The sequence below is a fragment of the Streptomyces sp. NPDC101166 genome (assembly GCF_044768125.1).
Classification (GTDB): domain Bacteria; phylum Actinomycetota; class Actinomycetes; order Streptomycetales; family Streptomycetaceae; genus Streptomyces.
Genome location: NZ_JBIWPF010000002.1, coordinates 438,248 through 464,170, shown reverse-complemented (window position 1 = coordinate 464,170; position 25,923 = coordinate 438,248). Strand labels below are relative to the sequence as shown.

The window sequence follows — 25,923 nt, the reverse complement described above, 5'->3', positions numbered from 1 at the left end:
ACTCCAGATGCTCGATCGTGGGCGGTCGGGGTGGCCGGCATCAACCCTTGATGCCGGTCTGCGCGATCCCCTGCACCAGCCAGCGCTGGAGGAAGAGGAACACGAAGATCAGGGGCAGGATCGAAAAGGCGGTGGCCATGAAGATCATGTGGAAGACGACGGTCTGGTTCGTCATGTAGTTGGAGAGCGCGACCTGGACGGTCCACGATCCCGGGTCCTGGCCGATGACCAGGGGCCACAGGAAGGCGTTCCATCCCGCGATGAAGGTGATCGTCGCCATCGCCGCGAAGAAGTTCAGCGAGTTGGGTACCACTATGCGCCAGTACGCACCCCAGTAGCCGAGTCCGTCCACGCGCGCCGCCTCCTCCAGCTCCTTGGGGAAGCCCAGGAAGTACTGCCGGAACAGGAAGCAGGTGAAGCCGCTGAACAGGCCCGGGATGATGAGGCCCCGGTAGGTGTCCACCCAGCCGAGTGACGAGACCAGCACGAAGCTCGGGACGAAGGTGACGGCGGTCGGGACCATGAGGGTCCCCAGGACGGCGTAGAAGACCTTGTTGGCGTGCTTGTACGGGATGCGGGCGAGCGCGTACCCCGCGAGGGAGCACACCAGCAGGACGCCGGCGGTGTGCAGGGTGGCCACGACCGCCGAGTTCCACAGGGACTGGGCGAAGGGCACCGTCTCGTCGGTGAACAGTTCGCTGATGTTGCCCCACTGGATGTCGGTGGGGAAGAACTTCCAGTTCTCTCCGGTGATCTCGGCGTCGGTCGACAGTGCGTTGCGCACCAGCAGGTAGAACGGGATCAGGAAGAAGAAGGCGGAGATCCCGGTGGCGATGTACAGCCCGGTCGAGCTCATCACGCCGCCGCCGCGCTTGACGCGGCGGGGCTCGCCCGCCTCCGGCGCGGCCTTGTCGGCCTCGGGCATCGTGGTGGTCACTTGGACTCGTCCCCCCTTCCGAAGCCCATGAGCTTGCCCTGGAGCAGGGTCACGGCGCAGATCAGCACGGTCAGGATGACCGCGCCCGCGCTGCCGGAACCGTAGTCCTGGCTCTCGCCCAGAGCCTTGTAGTACAGCTCGACGAGGGGCGGACGGCCCCACGTGGTCTTCGACAGGAGGTTGAAGAACTCGTCGAAGGCCTGGTAGGCGGCGATGAGCAGCAGCAGGATCACCGCGGTGGACGTGGCGCGCAGCTGGGGCAGGGTGATGTAGCGGAAGGTCTGCCAGCCGGGCTTGGCGCCGTCGATGGAGGCGGCCTCGTACAGCTCGTCCGGGATGTTCTGCAGCGCCGCGATGAAGAGGATCATGTAGAAGCCGGACTGCAGCCACAGGCGTGCGGTGACGATGACCAGCCAGTACCAGGGCGGGTTGGGGTCGGCGAGCCAGGCGATGTTCTCGATCCCGAACCAGCCGAGAACCGTGTTCATGAGGCCGAAGCGGACCCCGCTGAAGATGGACATCTTCCAGATCAGCGAGGCGGCCACGTAACTGCACGCGGTCGGCAGGAAGAAGACCGACCGGAAGAACGCCCGCATGAAGCGCAGCCGGTTCACGAGCAGGGCCAGGCCCAGCGAGAGGGCCCAGGTGGTGGGCACGATGAAGGCGGCGAAGGCGGTGAAGGTGCCGAGCGAGCCGACGAAGTCGTCGTTCGTCAGCATGTAGACGTAGTTGTCGAAGCCGACGAACTTGTCAGGTGTGACGGTGAAGCGGGCCTCGAAGAAGCTGAGCCACAGGCTCCAGAGGATCGGCGCATAGACGAAGATCGCCAGGCCGATCAGGAAGGGCCCGCAGAAGAGCCAGAAGTTGAAGGTGGGGCTGCCCCGCATACCCCGCCGCGGCTTGGCCGATGAGGCCTGCACCGGGGCGGGGGGCGCGAGGACACGCGTCTTGGTCGTCGACATGTCGTGGTCCGTCCCGCGGTCTATCCGAACAGCTTCTTGAGTTCGCGGTTGACGGCCGTGTCGGCCTTGTCGAGTGCGGCCTCCGGGGCCATGTTCTTGCGGACGCTGTTGGCGAAGACGTCCTCGAGGGCGGTGATCATGGCCTGGGTCCAGCCGATGTTGTCGAAGTGCCCGAACTCGTTGAAGAGCTTGACGCCCTCAGCGGCGTTGCCGGACTTGAGCTTGGTGGCGCTCTGGGCGATCGAGGTGCGCGGGGGGATGTGGAAGCCGTAGGAGGTGGCCCAGTCCTCCTGGTACTGCTTCTGGTCGATCCACAGCCACTTGACGTACTCCTTGGCCGCGTCGACGTTCTTTCCCTTGGCGTTGACGAACATCGACCAGCCGCCGTTGTAGACCGACGGCTTGCCCGAGTCGACGGTCTTCGGGAAGGGGAACACGCCCCAGTCGTCGCCGAGCGCCTTCTGGATCGCGGGCATCGCCCACATGCCGCACCACTGGATGGCGCACAGGCCCTGGTTGAACGAGGACGGGTCCCACGACTCGGTCGGAGCGCCGAGGAGGAGGTCGCCGCTGGTGAACAGCTTGCGCATCTTCGTGATGCCCTCGATGACGCCGGGGGTGTGGTAGGCGATCTGGTTCTTCTCGTCGAGGGTGTCGGCGCCGGCCGACCAGATCATCGGGTTGATGACGTTGTGCAGGTCGTTGCCGATGTACAGGCCCTTGACCTTGCCGGTGGTGAGCTTGGCGGCGGCCTCGATCAGCTCGTCGAACGTGGTCGGGACGTCGACCTTGGCCTTCTCCAGCATCGACTTGCGGTAGAAGAAGAACTGCGGGTCGTCGATCATCCGGACGCCGTATATCTTGCCGTCGACCGTGTGCGACTTGATGTCGGCCGGATTGAAGTCGTCCTTGACCGGGGTGATGATGTCGGTCAGGTCCGCCACCTGGCCGCTCTTGACCATCTGGATCTGCGGGTGGAACTCGAACATGTCGGGCGCGTTCTTGGTGAGCAGCGTCGCGAAGAGCTTGCTCTCGAAGTCGGCGCTTGTGATCCACTGCGTGGTCACATTGGCCTTGTCGTAGGCCTTCGCGTACTTCCTGATGGCCTGCTCGGTGCCCGCCTCGCCGTAAGCGTGGAAGAACTGCGTCAGGTTGACGCCCGAACCGGCCCCGCCGCCCCGCCCGTTGTTGCCGCCGCAGGCGGCCAGGGAGCCGGCGGCGGCCATGCCCGCGGCGGCCCTGAAGAGTGAACGGCGGGAGAAGTTGCTGTTGCTCATTGCCGACATGCTGACGTCCTTGTCTCGAGTACGGCTGCGGCTCACACGGCTTCAGCGCCAGATGGCTTGAATGGCGTTGCGGTGCGGGACGTTAACCTTCGGCTAAGGCTTCGGCAAGGGGTTGGACGAAGTCTGTACGAAGCGTTGTGTGACGTTCGGGATACCGGACGCGGGCGGCGCTAGCCCACGGCGGGATCGGGTCTGGAGGCGTGGCGTCTGCGCTGCCCGACGGCCTGGAGCGCCCCCTCGAGCGCGAAGGTGGCCGCGCCCAGGCAGACGGGGTCGGTGGGGACCGGGGACAGGACGATCTCGGTCGAGGCCAGCGGCCGGCGCAGCGCGTGCCGGGACACGGCCTCGCGGACCTCGCGCAGCAACGGCTCCCCGAGCCGTACGGCGACCCAGCTGCTCAGGACGACGACCTCGGGGTTGAGCAGATTGACCAGGTCGGCGATGCCCGCCGCCAGATAGCGGGCGGTGTCGCGCACCACCTTGACGGCCACCGGGTCGTGGGCGGCGACCCCGCGGGCCAGGGCGTCGATGGTCGCCGTCTGGTCCTCGGGGTGCAGCAGGGTGCTGTCGGGGCTGAGCTCGCGCAGGTTCTGCATGATGCCGGGCGCGCCGATGTAGGTCTCCACACAGCCGTGGTCGCCGCAGTGGCACAGCCGGCCGTCGAGCACGAGCGTGGTGTGCCCCCACTCCCCGGCGCTGTTGCTGACCCCGCGGTGCAGACCCCCGCCCAGGACGAGCCCGGCGCCCACCCCGGTGCCCAGGTTCACGACGACGGCGTCCCCGTGTCCGCGCGCGGCCCCGAACCACAGCTCCGCCACCGCGCAGGCGCGCAGCGGATTGTCCAGGTAGAGCGGGTAGGCGATGTGCTCGCAGAGCAGGTCGAGCAAGGGCACGTCGTGCCAGTCCCAGTTGGGTGCGTACTCGCAGACGCCGGTGTCCCGGTCGACCTGTCCCGGCACGCTCACCCCGACGCCGAGGACACGCGCCGCCTCCACCCCGGCCTGGGCGACCACCGAACCGGCCGCGGTGGCGACATGGCCGACCACCTGCTCGGGCCTGCTCTCGCCGGGCCGCATGTCCTCCTCGGCGCGGGCCAGCACGTTCAGCGCCAGGTCGAACAGCTCGACATGCACGTACGTCTCGGCGATGTCCACACCGATCAACGCGCCCCCCGACGCGTTGACGGCGACGAGGCCCCGGGGGCGGCCGCCCGCGGAGTCCTCGAACCCGACCTCGGTGATCATGCGCAGGTCGAGCAGTTCGCCGACGAGGGTGGCGACGGTGGCGAGGCTCAGACCGGTGGCGGCGGCCAGCTCCTGCCGGGAGGTGGGCGAACTGGCGATGATCTGGCGCAGCACCTCGTAGCGGTTCGCGGTCCTAATGTCACGTGACGTGCGCTTCACCGGCTCGGGCCCTCCATCCCTTCCGTTGCCCACCGGCGTCGCGACGGCACCGGCGCCGCGCCAGGCTATGACGCGCCACCGGGTTCTACAAGGGGTTAGGAAAGGGGGTGTACAAAGTGGCGGGCGGGCGTGGCGACGTCAGCCGGAAAGGACGTCCCGGACGAACGCGTTGGTGAACTTCCCCGCCGGGTCCGTCTCCCGCACCAGCTTCGCGAAGTCGCCCAGCCGCGGGAAGCGGCCGCGCACCTCGGCGGCCGGCATCTCGAAGACCTTCCCCCAGTGCGGCCTCGGTGAGAACGGCGTCAGCGCCGCCTCCACCGCGCGGACCGCGGGCAGCACCGCCTCGGCGTCGGCGATCCAGGTGAAGTGGACGGCGACGCAGTCACGGCCGTACGCGGGGCTCACCCACTGCTCGTCGGCGGCGACGGTGCGCACCTCGCAGACCTGGAGCACGGGGGCGACCGTCTCCCGCACGCCGTCGATCGCCCGCAGCGCGCCGAGCGCGTCCACGCGCGGCAGCAGGTACTCGCTCTGCAGTTCCTCGCCGCTGCTCGGGGTGAACTCCGCCCGGAAGTGCGGCAGCCGCTCGTGCCAGGGCCCCGCCACCCCGAACTGCTCGGTGCAGTTGACCGCCGGCATCCCCGGCACCGGGTGCAGCGCCCGGGTCGCCGGAGCGGCCCACGGGAACGCCGCCGCCGGCTGGTCCGTACGCCGCTTCAGCCACACCTGCCTGAATCCCGGCGCCCGCCAGTCGGTGAACAGGCTCACGCTGTAGGCGGCTCCCGCCACTGCCTCGAAGTCCAGCCCCTCCAGGGGGAGTTCGGTGTACACGTGCTGCTCGACCTCGAAGGCCGGCTCCAGATCCAGGGTGAGCGCGGTGACGGCCCCGAGCGCGCCCAGCGAGGTGACGGCCCCGCCGAACCGCTCGTCCCCGCGCCCGAAGGTGACGACCGAGCCGTCCGCGGTGACGATCTCCACCTCCCGCACGGCGGCGGCGAGCGAGCCGTTGCGCACCCCCGAGCCGTGCGTGCCGGTCGCGACCGAACCGGCCACGGAGATGTGCGGCAGCGAGGCCATGTTGGGCAGCGCCAGCCCCCGCGCGTGCACCCGGCGGGCCAGCTCCGCGTACCGCACGCCGCCGCCCACCCGCACCGTGCGGGCGGCCGTGTCCACGTCGGTCTCGGTGGGCAGCGCGTCCAGGGACAGCAGCACCCCGTCCGCCCCCGGGTCGGCGATCCGGTTGAAGGAGTGCCCGCTGCCCAGCACCCGCACCCGGGCGGCGGACGCCACGAGCGAGCGCAGCGCCTCGAGCGTGCGCGGACGGTGCGTGCCGCTCGCCGCGAAGGTGATGTTGCCCGCCCAGTTCCTCACGCTCTGCGTCATGCGGTCGCCCCTCCCGAGCCGGTGAGAACCCCGAGTTCCCAGGTGAAACCTACCTCGCCGGCGACACCGGGCCCCCCGCCACCACCCTCGTCCGCCCCGGGGCATACCGTGAGGAGTCGTACGCCTGAGCCGGGAGGAGAGACGGATGGGCAGCCGTACCGCGCTGGTCGAGGATCTGATGGAGCGGTTTCCGCATGTTCCGCGGGAGGCCGTCTTCAAGGAGGACCTGCTGCGCGGGGGAGTGGCCTTCGACCCCTCCGCCCTCAGCGACAACGAGTCGGGCGAGGTGAAGCCGAAGTCGTACTTCATCTTCTCCTTCGACCACGGCACCCTGCCCGAACTGGGCGAGGCGGCGCTCAGGCGCCCGCCGGAGGAGATCATCCTCACCGGCGGCCCCTACGACCTGCGCCGCACGGTGGTGTCCGTGCGCGTGAACCCGTCCTCGCCGTACCGGGTGGCGGCGGACGACGAGGGGCTGCTCGGGCTCTACCTCGACGGCCGGCGCATCGCCGACGTCGGCGTGCCGCCCATGCCGGAGTACTACCGGCACACCCTCTCCAACGGGAAGTCCGTCATGGAGGTGGCCCCCACCATCCAGTGGGGCTATCTGATCTACCTGACCGTCTTCCGGGTCTGCCAGTACTTCGGCGCCAAGGAGGAGTGCCAGTACTGCGACATCAACCACAACTGGCGCCAGCACAAGGCGGCCGGCCGGCCGTACACCGGCGTCAAGGACGTGGAAGAGGTCCTGGAAGCGCTGGAGATCATCGACCGCTACGACACCGCCAAGGCCTCCACCGCCTACACCCTCACCGGCGGCGCCATCACCAAGACCGTCGGCGGCCACGACGAAGCCGACTTCTACGGCCGTTACGCCAAGGCCATCGAGGAGCGCTTCCCCGGCCGCTGGATCGGCAAGGTCGTCGCCCAGGCGCTGCCCCGCGACGACGTGCAGCGCTTCAAGGACTACGGGGTGCAGATCTACCACCCCAACTACGAGGTGTGGGACCGCAGGCTGTTCGAGCTGTACTGCCCCGGCAAGGAGCGCTACGTCGGCCGCGACGAGTGGCACAAGCGGATCCTCGACTCGGCCGAGGTCTTCGGCGCGCGCAACGTCATCCCCAACTTCGTGGCGGGCGTGGAGATGGCCGAGCCGTTCGGCTTCACCACCGTCGACGAGGCGATCGCCTCGACCACCGAGGGCCTTCGCTTCTTCATGTCGCACGGGATCACGCCCCGGTTCACCACCTGGTGCCCCGAGCCCACGACCCCGCTCGGCAAGGCCAATCCGCAGGGCGCGCCGCTGGAGTACCACATCCGGCTGCTGGAGGCCTACCGGGCCACCATGGACGACTTCGGGCTCTCCTCGCCCCCCGGCTACGGCCCGCCCGGACCCGGCCGCGCGGTGTTCTCCGTGAGCTCCTTCATGGACAGCCTGCCGGAGCGGGGAGCCCCGGTCGCCGAGGAGCCCGGGCACGTCGGCGGATGACGTCGCCTCGGCGTTGAACACAGGGCGACCCCCGTCCGTAAGAAGGGGTACGGGAAACCGGAACCACGGCATGTCCGCCCTGTCCTGACATCTGAACAGGGCGCTTGTCAATTGTGCAGGCGGCGTGAAAAACTTCGCCCCTGCCGCGAGGTTCCCCCCAACTCCATTGCCGTCATGCTGAGTTGACCTCGCTTTTCAATGCAGGAGACTCATGCCCGACCTGCCGACCCCGAAGGACGCCGCCGAGGCCGCGCTCTTCTCGGAGTGCTGGGACGCCGTCCTGTCCTACGCCGACCTGTGCACGTCAGGATCGGCCGCGGCCAACCAACTGGCCCGCGAAGCGTTCGCGCTCGGCATCCGCGAGGCCCGCGCCGCCGAGGGCGACCCCCGACACTCCGCCGGCCGACGCTCGTCCCGGCTGCCCCGCATCCCGCTGCTGCTGACCGCCGTACGCACCACCGCGGCCGCCTGGGAGTCGGAGGGGCAGGGCCACAAGCTCGACCCCGACCTGCGGCTGTGGCTGAACTCGGAGAAGGCCGCACGCTACACCGGGCCGCCCCTGCATCGTCCTCTCGCCCTGCGCGGGCTGCGCGACATGCAGGAGGCGGACGCGGCCCTGCTGTGGCTGGCCGAGGTCGAGGCGCTGCCGCTGCACGCGGTGGCCCGCCGTCAGGGCCTGGACCCGATGGCCGCGATGGAGGAACTCAACCAGGTCCGCGGCCTGTTCCGGGACCGCTGCCACCGCAACCACCTCGACACGCCGATCAACTCGGACTGCCGCGGCTACGTCCGCCTCCTGGACGCGGTCACCCGCTCGCCCGTCGCCGACACGCCCGACGACCTCTCCCGTCACCTCGCCACCTGCGTGGAGTGCGCCGAGGCCGCGGCCTGTCTGCGCCTGCACGGCGGCGGACTGCCCGCCGCCCTCGCCGGCGGCGTCATCGGCTGGGGCGGCCTCGCCTACCTGGAGCGCCGCCGCCGCGCCGCCGAGGTGCGGATGGGCGCCGGCCGTCCCACCGCGTCCGACGCCGACGGCGTCCCCCTCGACGCCGCGGCCGGCAGGGCACGCGCGGTGCGGGGCAGTCTCCTCGTGGCCGCCGTCCTCGTCTCCGGGCTGGCGCTCGCGGCATCGCTGACGCCGTTCGGCGGCAAAGCCGACGACAGCGCGCTCGGCGGCTCGCCGGGCGACAGCACCCCGGTGGCCGGTCCGGGCGTCCCCGCCCTGCCGTCCACCCTGCCCACCACCTCGGCCACCTCCCGGGGGCCCGCCCCCGCCTCCGCGTCCGGCTCCGGCTCGGCGAAGCCCTCCGGCAGCGCGACGCCCACGGCGAAGGAGAAGCCCGACCCCGAGCCCCAGGGCACCTCCTCCTCCACGGCGGGCCCCGGCGCCGACGAGAGCCCTGAGACGTCGGCGTGCGAGGTCCGCTACGAGCTCGTCAACCAGTGGCCCGCCGGGTTCCAGGCCACCATCACCCTCACCAGCACCGCCCCCGTCGACTCCTGGAGCGTCGCCTGGGCCTTCCGTGACGGACAGCGGGTCGACCAGATGTGGGACGCGGGCTTCTCGCAGAACGGCGGGCGCGTCATCGCCACGTCCGCCGACTACAACAAGAAGGTCCCGGCCGGCGGCAGCCTGTCCTTCGGTTTCCTCGCCTCCTGGCAGGGCGACAACTCCGCCCCGTTCGACTTCACGCTCAACGGCGCGCCCTGCACCGGGGCGTGACAGCGGCGGGCGGCGCCTGAAGCCGGCCGCCGCCGCAGGGCAGGCGTCGCTCCGGCAGCACGCCCCACCGGCGCTCGTGTCCCCTCACACGGGCACGAGCCCCGGATTGCCCGCCTCGGTCACGAAGGACGCCGCCGTGGAGAGCGGCGCGCCGGGCGTGGTGACCGCCGAGACGGTCCTGAAGTCGGCGCGCGCCGCCTCCCGGTCCAGCCCCACCCGCACATAGCCGCGCCGCCCGTCGTAAAGCCTCATGTGCGGGTTGGCCGTGAGGTACGTCTGCCAGGTCGAAGGGCGCTCCGCGCCGTCCCGGCCGCTCGCGATCGACGTGGCGACGAACTCGGCGCCCAGGGTCCGCGACCCCGGGTCGTCGAAGTCGTCCTTGATGTCGAAGGCGTGGCCGACGTGGACGTCACCCGTGAGGACGACGAGGTTGTCCACACCGGCCGCCTTCGCCCCGTCCAGGACGCGCCGCCGGGAGGCGCGGTAGCCGTCCCAGGCGTCCATGTACATCAGCGCCTGCTCGTTCAGATCCAGCTTGCGCTGCGAAAAACACACTTGCTGCGGCATCACGTTCCACAGCGCCCGCGAGGCCCGCCAGCCGTCCAGCAGCCACCTTTCCTGGGCCGCACCGGTCATGGTGCGCGCCGGATCGTCCGACTCGGGTCCCGGCACCTGCCTGCCGTCGCCGTAGGCCTGGTCGGAGCGGTACTGCCGGGTGTCGAGCACGTCGAACTGGGCGAGGGCGCCCCAGTGCAGCCGCCGGTACATCCGCATGTCCGGCCCGGCCGGCAACTGGGCTGCGCGCAGCGGCTGGTGCTCCCAGTAGGCGCGGTAGGCGGCGGCGCGGCGCAGCAGGAACTCCTCCGGCGGGCTGCCGTTCTCGTCGACCCCGCCGGCGTAGTTGTTCTCGGTCTCGTGGTCGTCCCACGCGACGACGAAGGGGTGCGCGGCGTGGGCGGCCCGCAGGTCGGGGTCGCTCTTGTACAGCGCGTACCGCAGCCGGTACTCCTCCAGGGTGACGGTCTCCCGGTTGAACGCCTCGGACAGCACCCGGTCGGTGTACTTGCGGGCCCCGCCGGCCGCGTCCACCGCGTACTCGTACAGGTAGTCGCCGAGGTGGAACACGACGTCGACGTCCTCCCCGGCGAGATGGCGGTACGCCGTGTAGTACCCGTCGTGGTACGCCTGGCAGGACACGGCGGCCAGGGACAGCCCGGTGACGGCGGCGCCGGGGGCGGGCGCGGTCCTGGTCCGGCCCGTCTCGCTGATCCAGGCGCCCGCCTTGAACCGGTAGTAGTACACACGGCCCGGCTGGAGACCGCCGACGTCCAGGTGCAGGGTGTGGTTGTACTCGGGCGCCGCCGTCGCGGAGCCGCCGCGCACCACGGAGGCGAACCGCTCGTCCTGGGCCACCTCCCACTGGACGGTCACGGACTGCCCGGTCAGCCCTCCGCCGGGCTCGTACGGGTCGGGGGCCAGACGCGTCCACAGGACGACGGAGTCGGGGAGCGGGTCCCCCGAGGCGACGCCGAGGGTGAAGGGGTTCTCGGTGATCCGCGCCGCGTCGAGCATCCGGGCCGCGCCTTTGGCGGGCGTCTGAACGGCGAACGCCAGCGCCGCAGCGGCCGCGCTGAGGGTGAGGAAACGGCGACGCCCGGCGAAGTGCCGTGCTGCCGCGCGTAGTTCGGGGTCGTGGCCGGAAAATCGGCGCTCGGGCAGCGGTCGGTGACGGCCTGTCGGACGCATGGGGGCTCGGCTCCCGGTGGGTTCAGGGACGTCTGCGGCCACCGCGGGCCGGAGCCTGCGGGACGGCAGGCGTGACGATGCTAGGCGCACGAAGCGCGCATACGAGGCAGGCGTGACAGCCCGTCAGGAGCGCGCCCCGGCACGCCCTCACACCCCACGCCGCGCACGGCGCACAGGACGGCGCGCCCACGGGGGACGCGCCGCCGGGATGCTTGCGGGCGGGGCGCGCCACGGGGGGCTCACCACGGGGCGCGCGCCGCTGCGGACGACCTGCCGCGGGCTCGCCCGCCTCGGGCGCGCCGTTGTGGACGGGCGGGCGTGGATGCGGCGCCTCGGACGTGCGGGCGGGTATGCGCCGCTCTCGCCGCCGGGGTGCGCTGCTCCCGACCTCGTTGCCAGGGTTGCGCGATCCGGGCCGTGCTGCCACGGACCTGCGTGCCTCGGGTGGGCAGCCACGGCCGCGCAGCCGGGGCGCGCCGTTGTGGACGGGCGGGCGTGGATGCGGTGCCTCGTACGTGCGGGCGGGGACGCGCCGCTCTCGCCGCCGGGGTGCGCTGCTCCCGACCTCGCTGCCAGGGTTGCGCGATCCGGGGCGTGCTGCCACGGACCTGCGTGCCTCGGGTGGGCAGCCACGGCCGCGCAGCCGGGGCGCGCCGTTGTGGACGGGCGGGCGTGGATGCGGCGCCTCGGACGTGCTCCCCGGAGCCACGGCCGCGGGGCTCGCAGCGCAGGCCCCGCAGCTCAGTTGTGCACCCTGGGCTCGCTCCCCCCGGGACGCGCCACGTGCGGTATGGCGTTCGCCCCCGGGGGGCGGGGCTTACAGTCCGAGGTAGAAGCGGACGGTCATGCCCTCGTCGGAGGCGTGTACGCGGACCAGGTCCGCGACGTAGTGCACCAGCATCAGGCCCCGGCCGCCGATCTGCCCGCGCTCCGGGGGCCTGCGGCCCGCCAGCGGGTCGATCAGCCGGCCCCCGTCGCGGACCTCGCACACGATCTGTCCCGCCTCGGCCCAGATCCGCAGCGTCCCCGCCCCGCCGCCGTGCACGACGCTGTTGGTGGTCAGCTCCGCGACCGCCAGCTCCGCGTCCTGCAGCCGCTGCCCGGCGAGTCCCAGCCGCTCGGCCTCACCGGTGGCGAAGTGACGCACGTCCGGCAGCTCCAGCGCGCCGTAGGCGAACGCGGCGACGTCCGGCGCCGGGGCCAGCGCCTCGTTGTAGCGGTCGACGACGGACCGCCAGTCGTAGGCCTCGCTGACGCCCTCACGGCCCCCGGTGATGACCGTCGGGTGGGTGACACGCGCGTCGGCCAGCACGTCGGCGTCCAGCCCGGCCTCGTCGTACGGGCACAGGATGGTCACCGCGCGGCCCGTGAAGGCCGCGTTGATCAACGCCTCGTGCTGCGCGCACGCCGGGTACTCCACCGCGCTGCGCCCGGCCCAGATCGGCTCCCCGATGATGCGTACCCGCCGCTCGGGGTGGGCGTCGGCGAAGCCCCTGAGGACGCGCGGGATGATCCGTCCGGGATTGCGGCCGGCCTCCGTCATGTCCATGAACTGCACGTCCCCGGCGTCCGCGCCCAGTCCGCCCCGGATCAGCTCCAGGTTGGGTCCGGGCACCGCCACGGCAACGGGCTCGCCGGCGGTCAGGCCCTCCCGTACGAAGGACACCGTCTCCCGCACGTACTCGTGCTCGTCGCGGTAGAACAGCGCCGGGTGCGCGAACTCCTCCTCCGTGGCCACAGAGCTCATCGCGGCGTCACCTCGATCCCGCCCAGACTCGGCCAGAACAGGTTCAGCACCCGCGGCACCTGCGGCGGCGGACTCTCGACCACGACCCGGCCGACCGGCAGGCTCATGGCCGTGCGGGCGAGGGCGGAGACCCCGGCGACGTCGACGAAGCCCACACCCGACAGCTCCACGTAGGACACGTCCGTGTGGCGCCGGGCCAGCTCGGCCAGGGCGCCTTCCCAGGAGGGACGGGTCGCGACACTGATCTCGCCACTGACGCATATCCCGGGACGACCGGACAACCGACTCACCTCCAGCACGGTCCCGCCTTGCACCAGTGCGGGTTCCCCCATCTCGTGTGCCGCATCCACACTCGTTCCTCTCAGGCTCCCTCGGCGTCGCTCGGCGACCGCCCGGCCCGGTCGAACGCGGCACGGACGAGTGATGGCCTTTCCGGCCAGGCAGCCTACCGCGCCCGGCCGCCCGTTCGAGAGTTTCCCCCAAGGGGAACCGGCTTCCGGCTCGTGCTCGGCCCCCGTCCGCTCCCGCTCAGCCGGCCAGCGCCTGTTCGACCGTCGGGCAGCAGGGGATGACGCCGTCGAGGCCGACGAGCTCGAGCACCCGCAGCACCGGACCCCGGGGCACGGCGAGCCGCAGCCAGCCGCCGCCCGCCAGGGCCGCGTGATGGGTGGTGACCAGGACGTTCACCCCGGTGGAGTCCATGAAGGTCACCTGGCTCAGATCGATCACCATCCGCCCGCCCCATCCGTCGGCGGCCTCCAGGGCCGCGCGGAAAGGCCCGCCGGTGTCATGGTCGATCTCACCGCGCGGACTGACGACGTCGACGCCGTCCACGGTGCTGCGGGACACGGACAGCCTCTGCGGAAAGTCCGCTCCCCGGGTGTCTGCCACGCGTTCCCCCAAGGCGTCGATCGGGCCGCCCACGGCCCACGGGTGTGTGCTGCCGAGAGATCTTACGGCGGGAAGGGCGCCGTGGGGATCGCCGAGCCGTCGATCACGTCCTCACGCCTGGTAACCGTAGCGCTGCGGCCGTATAACAGGTTGACCAGCACACGCCAAATCTCTTGGATCTCGGCCAACTGGCCTGATCTGCTGGAGATCACACAAGGACTTCTCCTGGGGGGACGAACAATGCATTGGTACGTGGACGTACTGAAGAAGTACGCGGTGTTCGGCGGACGCGCCCGTCGGCAGGAATACTGGATGTTCACCCTGTTCAGCGTGATCGTCAGCATCGTGCTGGCGATCATCGACGCCGTGATCGGCTCGAGCATCCTCGGCATCATCTACTCCCTCGCCGTCCTGCTGCCCTCGCTGGGCGTCGCGATCCGCCGGCTGCACGACACCGGCCGGTCCGGCTGGTGGCTGTTCATCGCCCTCGTCCCGCTGATCGGCGCGATCGTCCTGCTCGTGTTCCTCGCCAGCGAGGGCAAGCGCGGACCCAACGAGTACGGCCCCGACCCGAAGACGGCCGACGCCTTCTGAGCACCGCCGCCAAGGCACAGGCACGACAGCAGGGCCCCTCGAAGTCCCGGACGGATCAACCGCCCGGGGCCGAGAGGGGCCCTGTCCTCATGTTCGGGTTCGGGCCGACTCCCCACCGGTGAGTCCAGGCTCTCCGGCAGCGCTCACCCCTGCGCGGCACCCGCAGAAAATCGCTGGCGTCGTCGGGGACCGGTGGCTAGGTTCGTGTTCGTTCGTGCGGCTGCTCCGTGCCGCCGCTGTTCGCTGTGTGTGACCGGGAGGTGTTGACCGATGACTGTCGTCGCGACGGGCGTTGCCCACATCCGGATGTTCGTCAAGTCCGCCTCCGTGGTCCCCGGCTGATCTCGCCCTTTTCTTTCCGCGTTCCCGTACGCGGCGCCGGGGCCACCCATGCGAAGGGTCACCCCTTGTCCTCCTCTTCTCTCTCGAGTTCCGCTTCGTCGCACCCTCTCCTCCCGTACGGCTGGGACGAGGACTGGCAGTCGCGGTTCGCTCCGTACGCCGAGCAGGGCCTCGTGCCCGGCCGGGTCGTCCGGGTCGACCGCGGGCAGTGCGACGTCGTCACCGGCGACGGCCTCGTCCGCGCGGACACCGCCTTCGTCACCCCGCACGACCCCCTGCGGGTCGTCTGCACCGGCGACTGGGTCGCCGTCGACCCCGACGGAAACCCCCGCTACGCGCGCCTGTACCTGCCGCGCCGCACCGCCTTCGTGCGGTCCACCTCCTCCAAGCGGTCCGAGGGGCAGATCCTCGCGGCCAACGTCGACCACGCCGTCGTCGCCCTGTCGCTGGCGGTCGAACTGGACCTCGGCCGGGTGGAACGGTTCCTGGCGCTGGCCTGGGAGTCCGGCGCGCGGCCCGTCGTCGTGCTCACCAAGGCCGACCTCGTGCCGGACGCGGACGTCCTGGCGCACCTCGTCGAGGACGTCGTCCGCAGCGCCCCCGGGGTGCCCGTGCTGACCGTCAGCGCGCGCGAGGGGGAGGGCGTCGAAGCGCTCGCCGCACTCCTCGGCCGGGGCACCTCCGTGCTGCTCGGCGCCTCCGGCGCGGGCAAGTCGACGCTCGCCAACGCGCTCACCGGCGAGGACGTCATGGACGTGCAGGCCACGCGCGACATGGACGGCAAGGGCCGGCACACCACCACGACCCGCAACCTGCTGCCCCTGCCCGGCGGCGGGGTCCTGATCGACACGCCGGGACTGCGCGGCGTCGGGCTCTGGGACGCCGGGCACGGCGTCGGGCAGGTCTTCTCCGAGATCGAGGAACTCGCCCCGCGCTGCCGGTTCCAGGACTGCGCGCACGAGGCCGAGCCCGGGTGCGCGGTGCTCGCCGCCGTCGACAGCGGCGAACTGTCCGTCCGACGGCTGGAGAGCTACCGCAAACTGGTCCGGGAGAACCAGTGGATCGTCGCCAAGTCCGACGCCCGTTCCCGGGCCGGCCGGCGCAAGGAATGGAAGCGCAAGCAGGCGACGGGGCGCGCGGCGGCGCGCGCCAAGCGCGGGGAGTGGTAGCCGGCGCGGAGCACTGAACGCCATGTCCGATTCCCGCTGGCGGGAACGTGCGTCACGGGCCAAGACTGGGACCCGTGACGCATGAGGACACCCCCGACAAGGACACCCGGTACGAGGCCGTCCGCAGCCGGGACGCCCGTTTCGACGGCGCGTTCTTCTTCGCCGTCGCGACGACCGGTGTCTACTGCCGGCCCAGTTGCCCCGCCGTGACGCCGAAGCGGCGCAACGTGCGCTTCTTCGCGACGGCCGCCGCCGCGCAGGGCTCGGGCTTCCGGGCCTGCCGGCGGTGCCGGCCCGACGCCGGCCCCGGCTCGCCCGACTGGAACGTGCGCGCCGACGTCGTGGGCCGCGCCATGCGGCTGATCGGCGACGGGGTCGTCGACCGGGAGGGCGTCGCCGGGCTCGCCGCCCGCCTCGGCTACAGCGCCCGGCAGGTGCAGCGGCAGCTCACCGCCGAACTCGGGGCGGGCCCCGTCGCCCTCGCGCGGGCGCAGCGCGCGCACACCGCGCGCGTGCTGCTCCAGACGACCCGAATGCCGGTCACCGAGATCGCCTTCGCGTCCGGGTTCGCGAGCGTGCGCCAGTTCAACGACACCGTGCGCGCCGTGTACGCGGCGAACCCCACCGAGCTGCGGGCGGCCGCGCCCCGAACGGGCCGTACGGCCGCCCCGGGCGCCGGGATCGAGCTGCGGCTCGCCCACCGGGGCCCCTGTCACACGCGTGCCGTGTTCGACCTGCTGGCCCGGGAGGCCGTCGCCGGGGTCGAGGAGGTGAGCGGCCCGGCGGGCGGCCGCACGTACCGCCGGACGCTGCGCCTGCCGTACGGCACCGGGATCGCCGCCGTCGAGGAGCGCACCGGCTCCGCGCCCGGCGGGGCCGTCCGCCCCGGCGGCTGGCTCGACGCGCGGCTGCGGCTGACCGACCCGCGCGACCTGACCACCGCCGTGCAGCGGCTGCGCCGGCTGTTCGACCTCGACGCCGACCCGTACGCCGTCGACGAGCGGCTGGGCGCGGACCCCCGGCTCGCCCCGCTCGTCGCCGCCCGACCCGGGCTGCGCGCGCCGGGCGCGGCCGACCCGGAGGAGTACGCGCTGCGGGCGCTGACGGGCCGCGCGGAGGCGGAACGCCTGGTCCACGTCCACGGCAAGGCCCTGGACGCGCCCAGCGGCACCCTCACTCACCTCTTCCCCGAGCCGGCGGCACTGGCGGGGTGCCCCGGCCCGGTCGGCGCCCTCGCCACCGCGCTCGCCGACGGCGCCGTACACCTGGACGCGGGCGTCGACCGCGACGACGCGCAGGCGGCGCTGCTCGCCCTGCCCGGCCTGGACGCCGCCGTCGTGGCGCGCATCCGGGCCCGCGCCCTCGGCGACCCCGACGTCGCGCCGCCCGGCGCCGGCGTCCCCGACAGCTGGCGTCCCTGGAGGACGTACGCCCTGCACCACCTGCGCATCGCGGGGGAATCGGAGGAACACCGTGTTCTGGACTGACGTCGACAGCCCGCTCGGGCCGCTGCTGCTCACCGCCGGCCCCGACGGCGTGCTGACCTCGGTGTCCGTGCCCGGCCAGAAGGGCGGGCGGAGCGTCCAGGAGGGGTGGCGGCGCGATCGGGGACCGTTCCGCGAGGCCGTGGAGCAGTTGGACGCCTACTTCGCCGCCGACCTGACAGAGTTCCGGCTGACGGTCCGGGCCGAGGGCACCGCGTTCCGGACGCGGGTGTGGGCCGCGCTGGACTCCCTGCCCTACGGCTCGACGGTGACGTACGGCGAGATCGCGGCCCGCGTCGGAGCGCCCCGGGCCGCCGTCCGCGCCGTCGGCGGGGCCATCGGGGCCAACCCCCTGCTCATCGTCCGCCCCTGCCACCGTGTCATCGGCGCGAACGGCGCGCTGACCGGTTACGCGGGCGGCCTGGACCGCAAGGTGCGGCTGCTGACGCTGGAGGGGGCGCTGCCGGTTCCGCAGGGGGCGCCGCCCGCCCCCGAGGGGTCGCTCCCGGCGCCCGGCGTCATCCCCACACCACCGCGCCCATCCACGCGCCCATGATCAGCAGGCAGGTGAACAGCTCCGTGAGGATGCTGGCGCCCCCCGCGCGCATCACCGTCCGCAGCGACGCCCGGGCCGCGTCGGAGCTGCCCAGGCGCAGGCGTTCGGCGAGGTAGACGCCGCCGACGAAGCCGCCGATCGCGCCGAGCACGGGGACGAGGAAGAAGCCGAGGAAAGCGCCCGTGCCCGCGTACAGCGCCATGTGGCGGGTGGCGTCGCTGACGCGCAGCCGGCGGGGCGGCAGCGCCCAGCGCACCACCTGCGACAGGAAGAGCACGGCGGTCGAACCGACCAGCACCGCCCAGGCGACCGGCTCGGGGTCCTTCAGCGCCCACCACACGACCCCGGCCCACACCAGCCACGAGCCCGGCACGCCCGGCAGCAGCACCCCGCACAGGCCGAACAGGATGACCAGCCCGATCAGCAGGAGTTCCCACGCCTCCATCTGCCCAGATTGCCGGACGCCGGCCGAACGCGCAGGCCAGCGCGGCCGAGGCGAGCCCCGTCCGGGTCGCGTTTTCCCGATGGCCCGTTTCCGCGCGGCCCCTGCGGTGACAATCAGAGGCATGAGCCAGCAGGGGGGAAGGCCCACCGGTCACGACGACGACTGGTGGGGGCAGTTGTACGACGACTCCACCGGCGACGCCGGCCCCGCGCCCGCGGCCGACTCGCTGGAGGACCGCTTCGCCTCGGCGGCGGAGACGGTGAACTCCGCGGGTCCGGAGGAGGGGGAGCAGCGCTCGGCAGGGCTGCGCGAGGAGGAGCCGCCGACGGGGCCGCAGGTGGGGGAGGAGCCGCCGACGGGGCCGCAGGTGGAGCAGTGGTGGGCGACGGGGCCGCAGGAGCGCCCGCCGTCCGCGGTTCCTCCGCGTGAGGCTGGACCGGCGGCCGTGCCCCGGCCCGCGCCCACGCCCCGCCTCGGCTCCGGGCCGCCCACCTATGACGCCGAGCCCACCGCGCTGCCCGCCGCCGATCCCGACGGGCTGGACGATCTGGTCGCGGACACCGTTCTGGACGGGGCCCGGTACGGGGCGTGCACGCTGCGGGCGGCGTCCGTGCGGGGGGACTCCGCCCGGTACAGGGGCGAGCCGCGCCGCGACGCGATGCTCACCGCCCGCTTCGGCTCCGGCGACCACGCCCTCGTCCTGGTCGCGATGGCGACCGGGGCCCGGACCGCGCCGGGTGCGCACCGGGCGGCCGCCGAGGTGTGCCGGTGGATAGGGCAAGCCGTGGGCCGCAGTCACGTCCGGCTCGCGCAGGACATCAGGGCCGCCCGACGCGGCGAACTGAAGTCGGGACTGCACCGCCTCACCGACCGCAGCCTCGGCCGGCTCCGTGCCGGCGCCGCCGAACAGGGGCTGCGCGCGGAGGAGTACGCGGCCGGGCTGCGCTGCCTGCTGCTGCCCGCCGACCCGGAGTGCCGTACCCGGATCTTCTTCGGTGTCGGGCCCGGGGGACTGTTCCGTCTGCGGGACGGCCGGTGGCAGGACATCGAACCGGCGGTCGGCGAGGTCACCGGCGAAGCGGTCGTCGGCTTCGGCTCGCCGCGAGCCGCGCCGCCTGTGCCCCCGGGTGTCCTCGGCGTCCCAGGAACCCCCGAGACCGCCGAGACACCGCCCCCGAACGAGCCCTTCCGCTTCCGGGCCTCCGTCGCCCGCCCGGGTGACACGCTGCTCATGTGCACCGCCGGCCTGGCGGAACCGCTCCGCGACGAGCCCGCACTCCCCGCACACCTGGTCGAACGCTGGTCCGAGCCCACCCCGCCCGGCCTCGCCGCGTTCCTCGCCGACACCCAAATCCGGGTCAAGGGTTATGCAGACGACCGTACGGCCGCCGCCGTTTGGGAGGCATGACGGCGTTCGCTGTGAATTCATGGAAGCCGCGGGGGTCCGAAACCGATGTACGGGGACCGAAGGGGCATGAGAGCGTCATGGCCAAACAGAACGTTGCCGAGCAGTTCGTCGACATCCTCGTCCGCGCCGGAGTCAAGCGCCTGTACGGCGTCGTCGGCGACAGCCTGAACCCGGTCGTGGACGCGGTCCGCCGCAACGCCGCCATCGACTGGGTGCACGTCCGGCACGAGGAGACCGCCGCCTTCGCCGCCGGCGCGGAAGCCCAGATCACCGGAAAGCTCACGGCGTGCGCCGGCTCCTGCGGTCCGGGAAACCTGCACCTCATCAACGGTCTCTACGACGCCCACCGCTCCATGGCGCCCGTGCTCGCCCTCGCCTCCCACATCCCCTCCAGCGAGATCGGCCTGGGGTTCTTCCAGGAGACCCACCCCGACCGTCTCTTCCAGGAGTGCAGCCACTACAGCGAGCTGATCTCCAGCCCGAAGCAGATGCCCAGACTGCTGCAGACGGCCATCCAGAACGCCGTCGGGCGCAGCGGCGTCAGCGTCGTCTCGCTGCCCGGCGACATCGCCTCCGAGCCCGCCCCGGAGAAGGCCGCCGAGACCGCCCTCGTCACCGCCCGGCCCACCGTCCGCCCCGGCGACGAGGAGATCGACCGGCTGGTCCGCATGATCGACGCGGCCGACAAGGTCACCCTGTTCTGCGGCAGCGGCACCGCCGGCGCGCACGCCGAGGTGATGGAGTTCGCCGAGAAGGTCAAGTCCCCGGTGGGACACGCCCTGCGCGGCAAGGAGTGGATCCAGTACGACAACCCCTACGACGTCGGGATGAGCGGACTCCTCGGCTACGGCGCCGCCTACGAGGCCACCCACGAGTGCGATCTGCTGATCCTCCTCGGCACGGACTTCCCGTACAACGCCTTCCTCCCCGACGACGTGCAGATCGCGCAGGTCGACGTGCGCCCCGAACACCTGGGCCGGCGCTCGAAGCTCGACCTCGCCGTGTGGGGCGACGTACGGGAGACGCTGCGCTGTCTCATCCCGAGGGTGCGGGAGAAGACCAGCCGGCGCTTCCTCGACAAGATGCTGAAGAAGCACGCCGACGCCCTCGAAGGGGTCGTCAAGGCGTACACCCGGAAGGTGGACAAGCACGTCCCGATCCACCCGGAGTACGTGGCCTCCGTGCTCGACGACATGGCCGACGACGACGCCGTGTTCACCGTCGACACCGGGATGTGCAACGTCTGGGCCGCCCGCTACATCTCGCCCAACGGCCGCCGCCGGATCATCGGTTCCTTCTCCCACGGCTCCATGGCGAACGCGCTGCCCATGGCGATCGGAGCCCAGCTCACCGACCGGTCACGGCAGGTGGTGTCGATGTCCGGCGACGGCGGGTTCTCCATGCTCATGGGCGACTTCCTCACCCTCGTCCAGTACGACCTGCCGGTGAAGGTCGTCCTGTTCAACAACTCCTCGCTCGGCATGGTGGAGTTGGAGATGCTGGTCGCCGGGCTGCCGTCGTACGGCACCGCCAACAGCAACCCCGACTTCGCCGCCGTCGCCCGCGCCTGCGGCGCCTACGGGGTGCGCGTGGAGAAGCCCAAGGATCTCGCCGGGGCCCTCAAGTCGGCCTTCAAACACAAGGGGCCGGCCCTCGTCGACATCGTCACCGACCCCAACGCGCTGTCCATCCCGCCGAAGATCAGCGCCGAGATGGTGACCGGCTTCGCGCTGTCCGCGTCGAAGATCGTCCTGGACGGCGGCGTCGGCCGCATGCTCCAGATGGCTCGCTCCAACCTGCGCAACGTGCCCCGGCCGTGACGCGTCGCGCTCGGGACCGGGTCCTGAGCGCGACACCGGACGACCGCCTGATTCAGGCCAACTTCCGTGCGCGCGCCACAGCGCGTTCCCGGGGCGGAACCGGCCGCGCCCGCGCCCCGCGCTGCGCCGGGCGCACCTCTCGCCCCGCCCCGCGCCTTGTTCGCGCCGCCGTCGCAGAACCCTCCGGCGCGCCCGGCGGTTCGCCGGATGTCCCCCCGGAGGCCTGACGGTGACGGCGCGGCGTCGGGCGTCCCCACGCACCCTGCGGCGCGCACGACGGCAACTGATCCGGTTGCCCGCTCAACTCTGGCCGAACACCTGGTCGTTGACGATTCGACATGACTGCCCCGGTGCCGACGGGGCAAGCATCCCCGTGAACGTGTTCGAGCAGGAGGGAAACCGACATCGGCACGCGGGCGGGGGTCATGAAGAGGCAGGCACGAGGCAGCGGTTCGACGATCGCGGGCTCCTCGACAGCGACGCGGACGGGGGAGGACGAGGCGGACGGCGGCGACGGGGGAGCGCGGGCGCCCCAGTTACGACGCAGACTCGGGCGGGCGGACTTACGGGCCGTGCCCGAGACCCGCCGGGCGCTGCGCGAGCTGCTGCGGCACTGGGGCAAGCCCGGACGCTCCGACATAGCGGAACTGCTCACCAGCGAGCTCGTGACCAACGCGCTCGTCCACACCGATCACGACGCGGTCCTGACGGCCACCGTCGGTCCGGACGGACTGCGGGTCGAGGTACGGGACTTCGTGGCCCGCCGCCCGCAACCGCGCCCGCCGGCCGCCGCGTCCGGCGACGGCACGCACGGGCGGGGCCTGCTCCTGGTGCAGTCCCTCGCGGACGCCTGGGGAGTGCGCGCGCACGGCGTCGGCAAGGTGGTCTGGTTCGAACTGGCGGCGGGAGTCGCCTGACAGCGGCCGGTGACGTCACGGTCGTGGGAAGGCGCCCGGCGGACGACGGGGAGGGGGCGCGGCCTCTGTGGTCGCGGCCCCTCCCCGGTACCGCGCGGCATCAGCCGAACTGCTGCTCCAGGTCCTTGAGCTTGCGCTCCAGGGAGTCAAGACGCGGCAGCGCCATGGTGTCGTCCTCGGCGGTGAGGTCGACGGTGATCGGATCAGAACTCTGGCGGACGGGCTGCAGGGAGGGCCGCGTACGCACGGGCAGCTGCTCCGGCGCGTTCGCTATGGCAGGCTCCGCGGAAACCCGCTCGGCGGTGGCCCGCTCGAGGGTCGCCTGCGTCTCCCCCTGACGTCCGCCGCGCCCCGGGAAGCCGCGGTGCCCCCGGCTGATCGCCTTCAACTGAGCACGCTCCACCCGCTGTTGCTCGCGGCGGCGCAGACGGGTCTCCTCCTTCTGGCGCTTGTCCTCACGCACCTCGTCGACCGCCTCGTCCAGGGTGCGCACGCCCTCCAGCAGCATCAGCGACCAGGCCCTGTAGGTCTCACGCGGGGCGCGCATCCAGCGCACCACGCGGATCTGCGGCAGCGGGCGCGGCACCAGGCCCTGCTCGCGCAGCGCGGCCCGGCGGGTCTGCTTCAGCGCCCGGTCGAAGAGGACCGCCGCCGACAGCGACATGCCCGCGAAGAAGTGCGGTGCGCCGTCGTGTCCCAGCCCCCTCGGCGCGTGCACCCAGTTGAACCAGGCGGCGGCGCCGGCGAACGTCCACACGAGTATCCGGGAGCCGAGGGCCGCGTCGCCGTGGCTGGCCTCGCGCACCGCGAGCACGGAGCAGAACATCGCCGCCCCGTCCAGACCGAACGGCACCAAGTACTCCCAGCCGCCGGACAGGTTGAGGTTCTGCCGGCCGAAGCCGACCAGTCCGTGGAAGGAGAGCGCGGCAGCCACCGCCGCGCAGCAGAACAGCAGTACGTAGGAAGCGGTCCCGTACAGGGCCTCCTTGCGCCTGCGGCGCTCCTCACTGCGTTCCCATGAATCGTCCGCGCTCGCGTTCTCCCCCGAGGAGCGCTTTCCGCGCGAGAGCACCGCCACCGCCGCCAGCATGCCCAGGAGCAGTACGGCGCCCGGAAGCAGCCAGTTCAGCGATATGTCGGTCAGTCTCATCTGGGGTCCCTTGCATTGGGATAGGGCGTGACGCCCGCCATAGTGGCCCACTCCCGTCCGCGCTCAGGGGATTTCGGGGCAAGAGGCCGCCAAGGAGGTGCAAGGGGATGCCCAGGGCGACGTTCCGCTCGAACTGCCGCATGGCGGGCAGGAGTTGAGTTCGAATAAGACTACCCGTACGCGTGGTTCCACGGATAGTTCCCGAGCCGGGTGGGGAAGTCGTGCATCATGCCGCGCGAGAGGCGTCAACTCACGCCGGCGGCTGTGAGTTTGGCGACGCGGTCCGCGTCACAGGTGCGCGGGCAGGTGGCGCAGGTGTCCTCGGGGCGCACCGTGTAGAACATGCAGCAGCTCGCCCGGTCCCGGGTGGGCAGAGACCGCCCGTCGGGGCCGGCCAGGTCACGGAACGCCGCCGAACCGACGTACGGCCGGGTCGTGCCCGGCAGCAACAGCTCCAGTTCGTGCCGCGCGCGCTCCTTCTCGCCCTCGCCGAGCAGTTCGGCGACCCACCACAGGCCCTCGACGATCTCGTCCGTGACCATTCCCCACAGGGCCCGCCCACGGCGGCGCGCCCGCGGCCCGAACGCGGCGAGGACCGGCTCGTGGTGCTCGGCCACCGCCGACCGGACCTCCGCGCGCAGCGCCTCCTCGTCCGCGACCACCCGGGCGCCGGGCAGCGCCGCCGCCGGATCGCCGGGCAGACAGGCGAACGAGGCGGGAGCGCGGACCGCCATCCGCATACCGGCGCCGGTGCGGTCGTAGGAGACGTGCGTCACCGGGAAGCGGGGCACGCGGCGGTGCAGGAACCACGGGACGGTGATCAGCAGGCAGACGGGCCAGGAGTAGCGGTGCAGTCCGAAGCTCGCGACGACGTCCGGGCGGGCACTGTGGCCGTAGTCACGCGTCACCTGCTCGTCGTCCCAGGCCAGGAACGTCTCCAGAGCCGTCCCGCCCTGCGCGAGCTCGGCCGCGGCGACCCAGCCGCCGCCCCGCGGGGCCGGGGCGTCCTGCGGGACTTCGGTGACGACGAGCCCGGGGAAGACCTCGGTGAGGCGGGCGTACGCGTCCGCTACCGCGGACATGGCCGACGGGGGTACGGGCATTCCGGGACCACCGAATCGCGAGGGGCTGAGAGGTAAGGCTTACCTTGCCAAGTGTGGTGGGGATTTGAACTGGCGGTCGGTACGCCTATGGTTCTTGACGGACGAGTAACAAGCCGCCGTAATGACCCCGAGTACCGACACGTCCGTCAGGAGGACCCCGTGGAGCAGAGCACCCAGGGCTTTGCCGGAACGGGGGTTCCCCAGGGGTTCGACGGCGGTGCGCGAGTGCCGGCGCAGACGCGGGCGGAGCGGCTGCCCGGCGGTGGCGGGGGGCGGACTTCCGGCGGGCCGGTCAGGGGTGGGGTGGGCCTCGGGCCCGGTGGCGGCGGTGGCGCCGGTGCCGGTGCCGTGCGCGGTGAGCACACCCATGTCGACGCGGCGCCGCCTCGGCCCCGGCCGGCCGTACAGCGGGCCTCCGTGCGCGGACAGATCCTCGACGCCCTGCGCACCGCGCTCGTCGGCGGGGAACTCACGCCGGGGGAGGTGTACTCGGCGCCCGTCCTCGGCGAGCGCTTCGGGGTCTCCGCGACCCCCGTCCGCGAGGCGATGCAGCAGCTCGCGCTGGAAGGCGCGGTGGAGGTCGTGCCGAACCGGGGGTTCCGGGTCGTCGTCCGGGGCGCGCGGGAGCTGGCCGAGCTGGCCGAGGTGCGCGCGCTGATCGAGGTCCCGGTCATGGTGCGGCTCGCCCGTACGGTCCCCGCCGAACGCTGGGCGCAACTGCGCCCCCTCGCCGAGGCGACCGTCCGCGCGGCCGGCTCCGGCTGCCGTGCGACGTACGCGGAGTCCGACCGCGCGTTCCACCGTGCGGTGCTGGGGCTGTGCGGCAACGAGCAGTTGGTCGGCGTCGCGGAGGAACTGCATCGGCGGTCGCAGTGGCCGCTGGTGGGCGGGGGCGGGCCGGCGGCGCGGGGGCGGGCGGCCCTGGTCGCGGACGCGGCGGAGCACATGGCTCTGCTGGAGGCGCTGGGCGCGGGGGACTTGGACGTGGTGCAGGCGCTGGTGCGCGAGCATTTCGCCGGCGCGGATTCCCTCCGGCACTAGCGCCGGGTACAGCCTCGGAGGCTCCGCCCCGGACCCCCTTTCGGTCCGGACGGCCTCGTCCTCAGCCGCCGGAAGGGCTGGGCAGGACCATCCCCGCGGACGAGCCGGTCTCATCCGGCTCGCTCCCCACGGGATTCGGCCCCGGCGGCATGCAGGAGGAGCCGTCACGGGCGAATTGTTCTCCGGGGCCCGCCGACGGGGCGGCGGCGGGCGAACCGGACTCACCCGGTGTAGTAGCCGGTCAGGTCGGCGATGAGGTCGACGCTGCCGTAGCGGTTGTAGAAGTCGACCTTGCCGTCGACCACCGGCACCACGACGAGGTTGGGA

The 25,923-nt window shown here is 72.3% G+C and carries 22 protein-coding genes; 10 read left to right on the top strand and 12 right to left on the bottom strand.

Features of this window, described 5'->3' with window-relative positions; all coding sequences use genetic code 11:
* Positions 1-40 precede the first annotated feature (40 nt).
* The 5 genes from ACIRS4_RS06410 to ACIRS4_RS06390 all read right to left on the bottom strand — a co-directional run bounded on the left by ACIRS4_RS06410 (position 41) and on the right by ACIRS4_RS06390 (position 5,971).
* Positions 41-937: a carbohydrate ABC transporter permease gene (locus ACIRS4_RS06410; protein ID WP_404190801.1), complete on the bottom strand. Its 897-nt coding sequence runs from the start codon at positions 935-937 to the stop codon at positions 41-43.
* The gene (locus tag ACIRS4_RS06405; protein ID WP_404190798.1) at positions 934-1,899 is read right to left on the bottom strand and encodes a carbohydrate ABC transporter permease; all 966 of its coding nucleotides are present in this window, start codon (positions 1,897-1,899) and stop codon (positions 934-936) included. Before ACIRS4_RS06405 ends, ACIRS4_RS06410 begins: the two co-directional genes overlap by 4 nt.
* 20 nt (positions 1,900-1,919) lie before the next feature.
* On the bottom strand, positions 1,920-3,176 hold the full coding sequence (locus ACIRS4_RS06400; RefSeq protein WP_404190796.1) for an ABC transporter substrate-binding protein: 1,257 nt from the start codon (positions 3,174-3,176) through the stop codon (positions 1,920-1,922).
* Between the two features lie 179 nt (positions 3,177-3,355).
* A complete protein-coding gene (locus tag ACIRS4_RS06395) occupies positions 3,356-4,588 on the bottom strand; it encodes an ROK family protein (RefSeq protein ID WP_404190793.1) in 1,233 nt (410 codons plus the stop codon).
* A gap of 138 nt (positions 4,589-4,726) precedes the next feature.
* Positions 4,727-5,971 carry an FAD-binding protein gene (locus tag ACIRS4_RS06390; protein WP_404190790.1) on the bottom strand — a complete coding sequence of 415 codons (1,245 nt, stop codon included), beginning with the start codon at positions 5,969-5,971 and terminating at the stop codon, positions 4,727-4,729.
* 145 nt (positions 5,972-6,116) lie between these two features.
* Between ACIRS4_RS06390 and ACIRS4_RS06385 the strand changes: the two genes are divergently transcribed.
* A complete protein-coding gene (locus tag ACIRS4_RS06385) occupies positions 6,117-7,460 on the top strand; it encodes a radical SAM protein (protein WP_404190787.1) in 1,344 nt (447 codons plus the stop codon).
* 211 nt (positions 7,461-7,671) lie between these two features.
* On the top strand, positions 7,672-9,183 hold the full coding sequence (locus ACIRS4_RS06380) for a cellulose binding domain-containing protein (RefSeq protein ID WP_404190784.1): 1,512 nt from the start codon (positions 7,672-7,674) through the stop codon (positions 9,181-9,183).
* 84 nt (positions 9,184-9,267) lie between these two features.
* Here ACIRS4_RS06380 and ACIRS4_RS06375 read toward each other — a convergent pair whose 3' ends face one another.
* The 4 genes from ACIRS4_RS06375 to ACIRS4_RS06360 form a co-directional block, all read right to left on the bottom strand.
* Positions 9,268-10,929, bottom strand: a complete 1,662-nt coding sequence (locus ACIRS4_RS06375) for an alkaline phosphatase D family protein (protein ID WP_404190781.1) — start codon at positions 10,927-10,929, stop codon at positions 9,268-9,270.
* An 817-nt stretch (positions 10,930-11,746) separates the two neighbouring features.
* On the bottom strand, positions 11,747-12,676 hold the full coding sequence (locus ACIRS4_RS06370) for an anti-sigma factor RsbA family regulatory protein (protein ID WP_404190778.1): 930 nt from the start codon (positions 12,674-12,676) through the stop codon (positions 11,747-11,749).
* Complete coding sequence (locus ACIRS4_RS06365; protein WP_404191085.1) at positions 12,673-13,008, bottom strand: STAS domain-containing protein; 336 nt, start codon at positions 13,006-13,008, stop codon at positions 12,673-12,675. Before ACIRS4_RS06365 ends, ACIRS4_RS06370 begins: the two co-directional genes overlap by 4 nt.
* A 196-nt stretch (positions 13,009-13,204) precedes the next feature.
* Positions 13,205-13,525: an STAS domain-containing protein gene (locus ACIRS4_RS06360; RefSeq protein ID WP_404190775.1), complete on the bottom strand. Its 321-nt coding sequence runs from the start codon at positions 13,523-13,525 to the stop codon at positions 13,205-13,207.
* Between the two features lie 282 nt (positions 13,526-13,807).
* Here ACIRS4_RS06360 and ACIRS4_RS06355 point away from each other — a divergent pair, with 282 nt between their 5' ends.
* The 4 genes from ACIRS4_RS06355 (at position 13,808) to ACIRS4_RS06340 (ending at position 17,712) form a co-directional block, all read left to right on the top strand.
* Entirely contained in the window at positions 13,808-14,161 is a 354-nt protein-coding gene (locus ACIRS4_RS06355; RefSeq protein ID WP_404190772.1) for a DUF805 domain-containing protein, read from the top strand.
* Between the two features lie 407 nt (positions 14,162-14,568).
* The gene (gene rsgA / locus ACIRS4_RS06350) at positions 14,569-15,672 is read left to right on the top strand and encodes a ribosome small subunit-dependent GTPase A (protein ID WP_404190769.1); all 1,104 of its coding nucleotides are present in this window, start codon (positions 14,569-14,571) and stop codon (positions 15,670-15,672) included.
* A 74-nt stretch (positions 15,673-15,746) separates the two neighbouring features.
* A complete protein-coding gene (locus ACIRS4_RS06345) occupies positions 15,747-17,159 on the top strand; it encodes a DNA-3-methyladenine glycosylase 2 family protein (protein WP_404190766.1) in 1,413 nt (470 codons plus the stop codon).
* Entirely contained in the window at positions 17,146-17,712 is a 567-nt protein-coding gene (locus ACIRS4_RS06340; RefSeq protein WP_404190763.1) for a methylated-DNA--[protein]-cysteine S-methyltransferase, read from the top strand. Before ACIRS4_RS06345 ends, ACIRS4_RS06340 begins: the two co-directional genes overlap by 14 nt.
* Here the strand turns inward: ACIRS4_RS06340 and ACIRS4_RS06335 are convergent.
* A complete protein-coding gene (locus ACIRS4_RS06335; RefSeq protein WP_404190760.1) occupies positions 17,675-18,157 on the bottom strand; it encodes a DUF456 domain-containing protein in 483 nt (160 codons plus the stop codon). The two genes, ACIRS4_RS06340 and ACIRS4_RS06335, sit on opposite strands and share 38 nt — an antisense overlap.
* Before the next feature lie 121 nt (positions 18,158-18,278).
* Between ACIRS4_RS06335 and ACIRS4_RS06330 the strand changes: the two genes are divergently transcribed.
* The 3 genes from ACIRS4_RS06330 (at position 18,279) to ACIRS4_RS06320 (ending at position 22,302) form a co-directional block, all read left to right on the top strand.
* Positions 18,279-19,565, top strand: a complete 1,287-nt coding sequence (locus ACIRS4_RS06330; RefSeq protein WP_404190757.1) for a protein phosphatase 2C domain-containing protein — start codon at positions 18,279-18,281, stop codon at positions 19,563-19,565.
* A gap of 77 nt (positions 19,566-19,642) precedes the next feature.
* The gene (locus ACIRS4_RS06325; RefSeq protein ID WP_404190755.1) at positions 19,643-21,385 is read left to right on the top strand and encodes a pyruvate dehydrogenase; all 1,743 of its coding nucleotides are present in this window, start codon (positions 19,643-19,645) and stop codon (positions 21,383-21,385) included.
* 425 nt (positions 21,386-21,810) lie between these two features.
* Positions 21,811-22,302, top strand: coding sequence for an ATP-binding protein (locus tag ACIRS4_RS06320; RefSeq protein ID WP_404190753.1), 492 nt, complete (start codon positions 21,811-21,813; stop codon positions 22,300-22,302).
* Positions 22,303-22,402: 100 nt separating this feature from the next.
* Here ACIRS4_RS06320 and ACIRS4_RS06315 read toward each other — a convergent pair whose 3' ends face one another.
* Positions 22,403-23,452, bottom strand: a complete 1,050-nt coding sequence (locus ACIRS4_RS06315) for a DUF2637 domain-containing protein (RefSeq protein ID WP_404190750.1) — start codon at positions 23,450-23,452, stop codon at positions 22,403-22,405.
* 245 nt (positions 23,453-23,697) lie between these two features.
* Positions 23,698-24,555 (bottom strand): (2Fe-2S)-binding protein, encoded by an 858-nt coding sequence (locus ACIRS4_RS06310; RefSeq protein WP_404190748.1) that lies wholly within the window; start codon positions 24,553-24,555, stop codon positions 23,698-23,700.
* Positions 24,556-24,858: 303 nt separating this feature from the next.
* Between ACIRS4_RS06310 and ACIRS4_RS06305 the strand changes: the two genes are divergently transcribed.
* Positions 24,859-25,596 carry a GntR family transcriptional regulator gene (locus tag ACIRS4_RS06305; RefSeq protein ID WP_404191083.1) on the top strand — a complete coding sequence of 246 codons (738 nt, stop codon included), beginning with the start codon at positions 24,859-24,861 and terminating at the stop codon, positions 25,594-25,596.
* Positions 25,597-25,923: the final 327 nt, after the last annotated feature.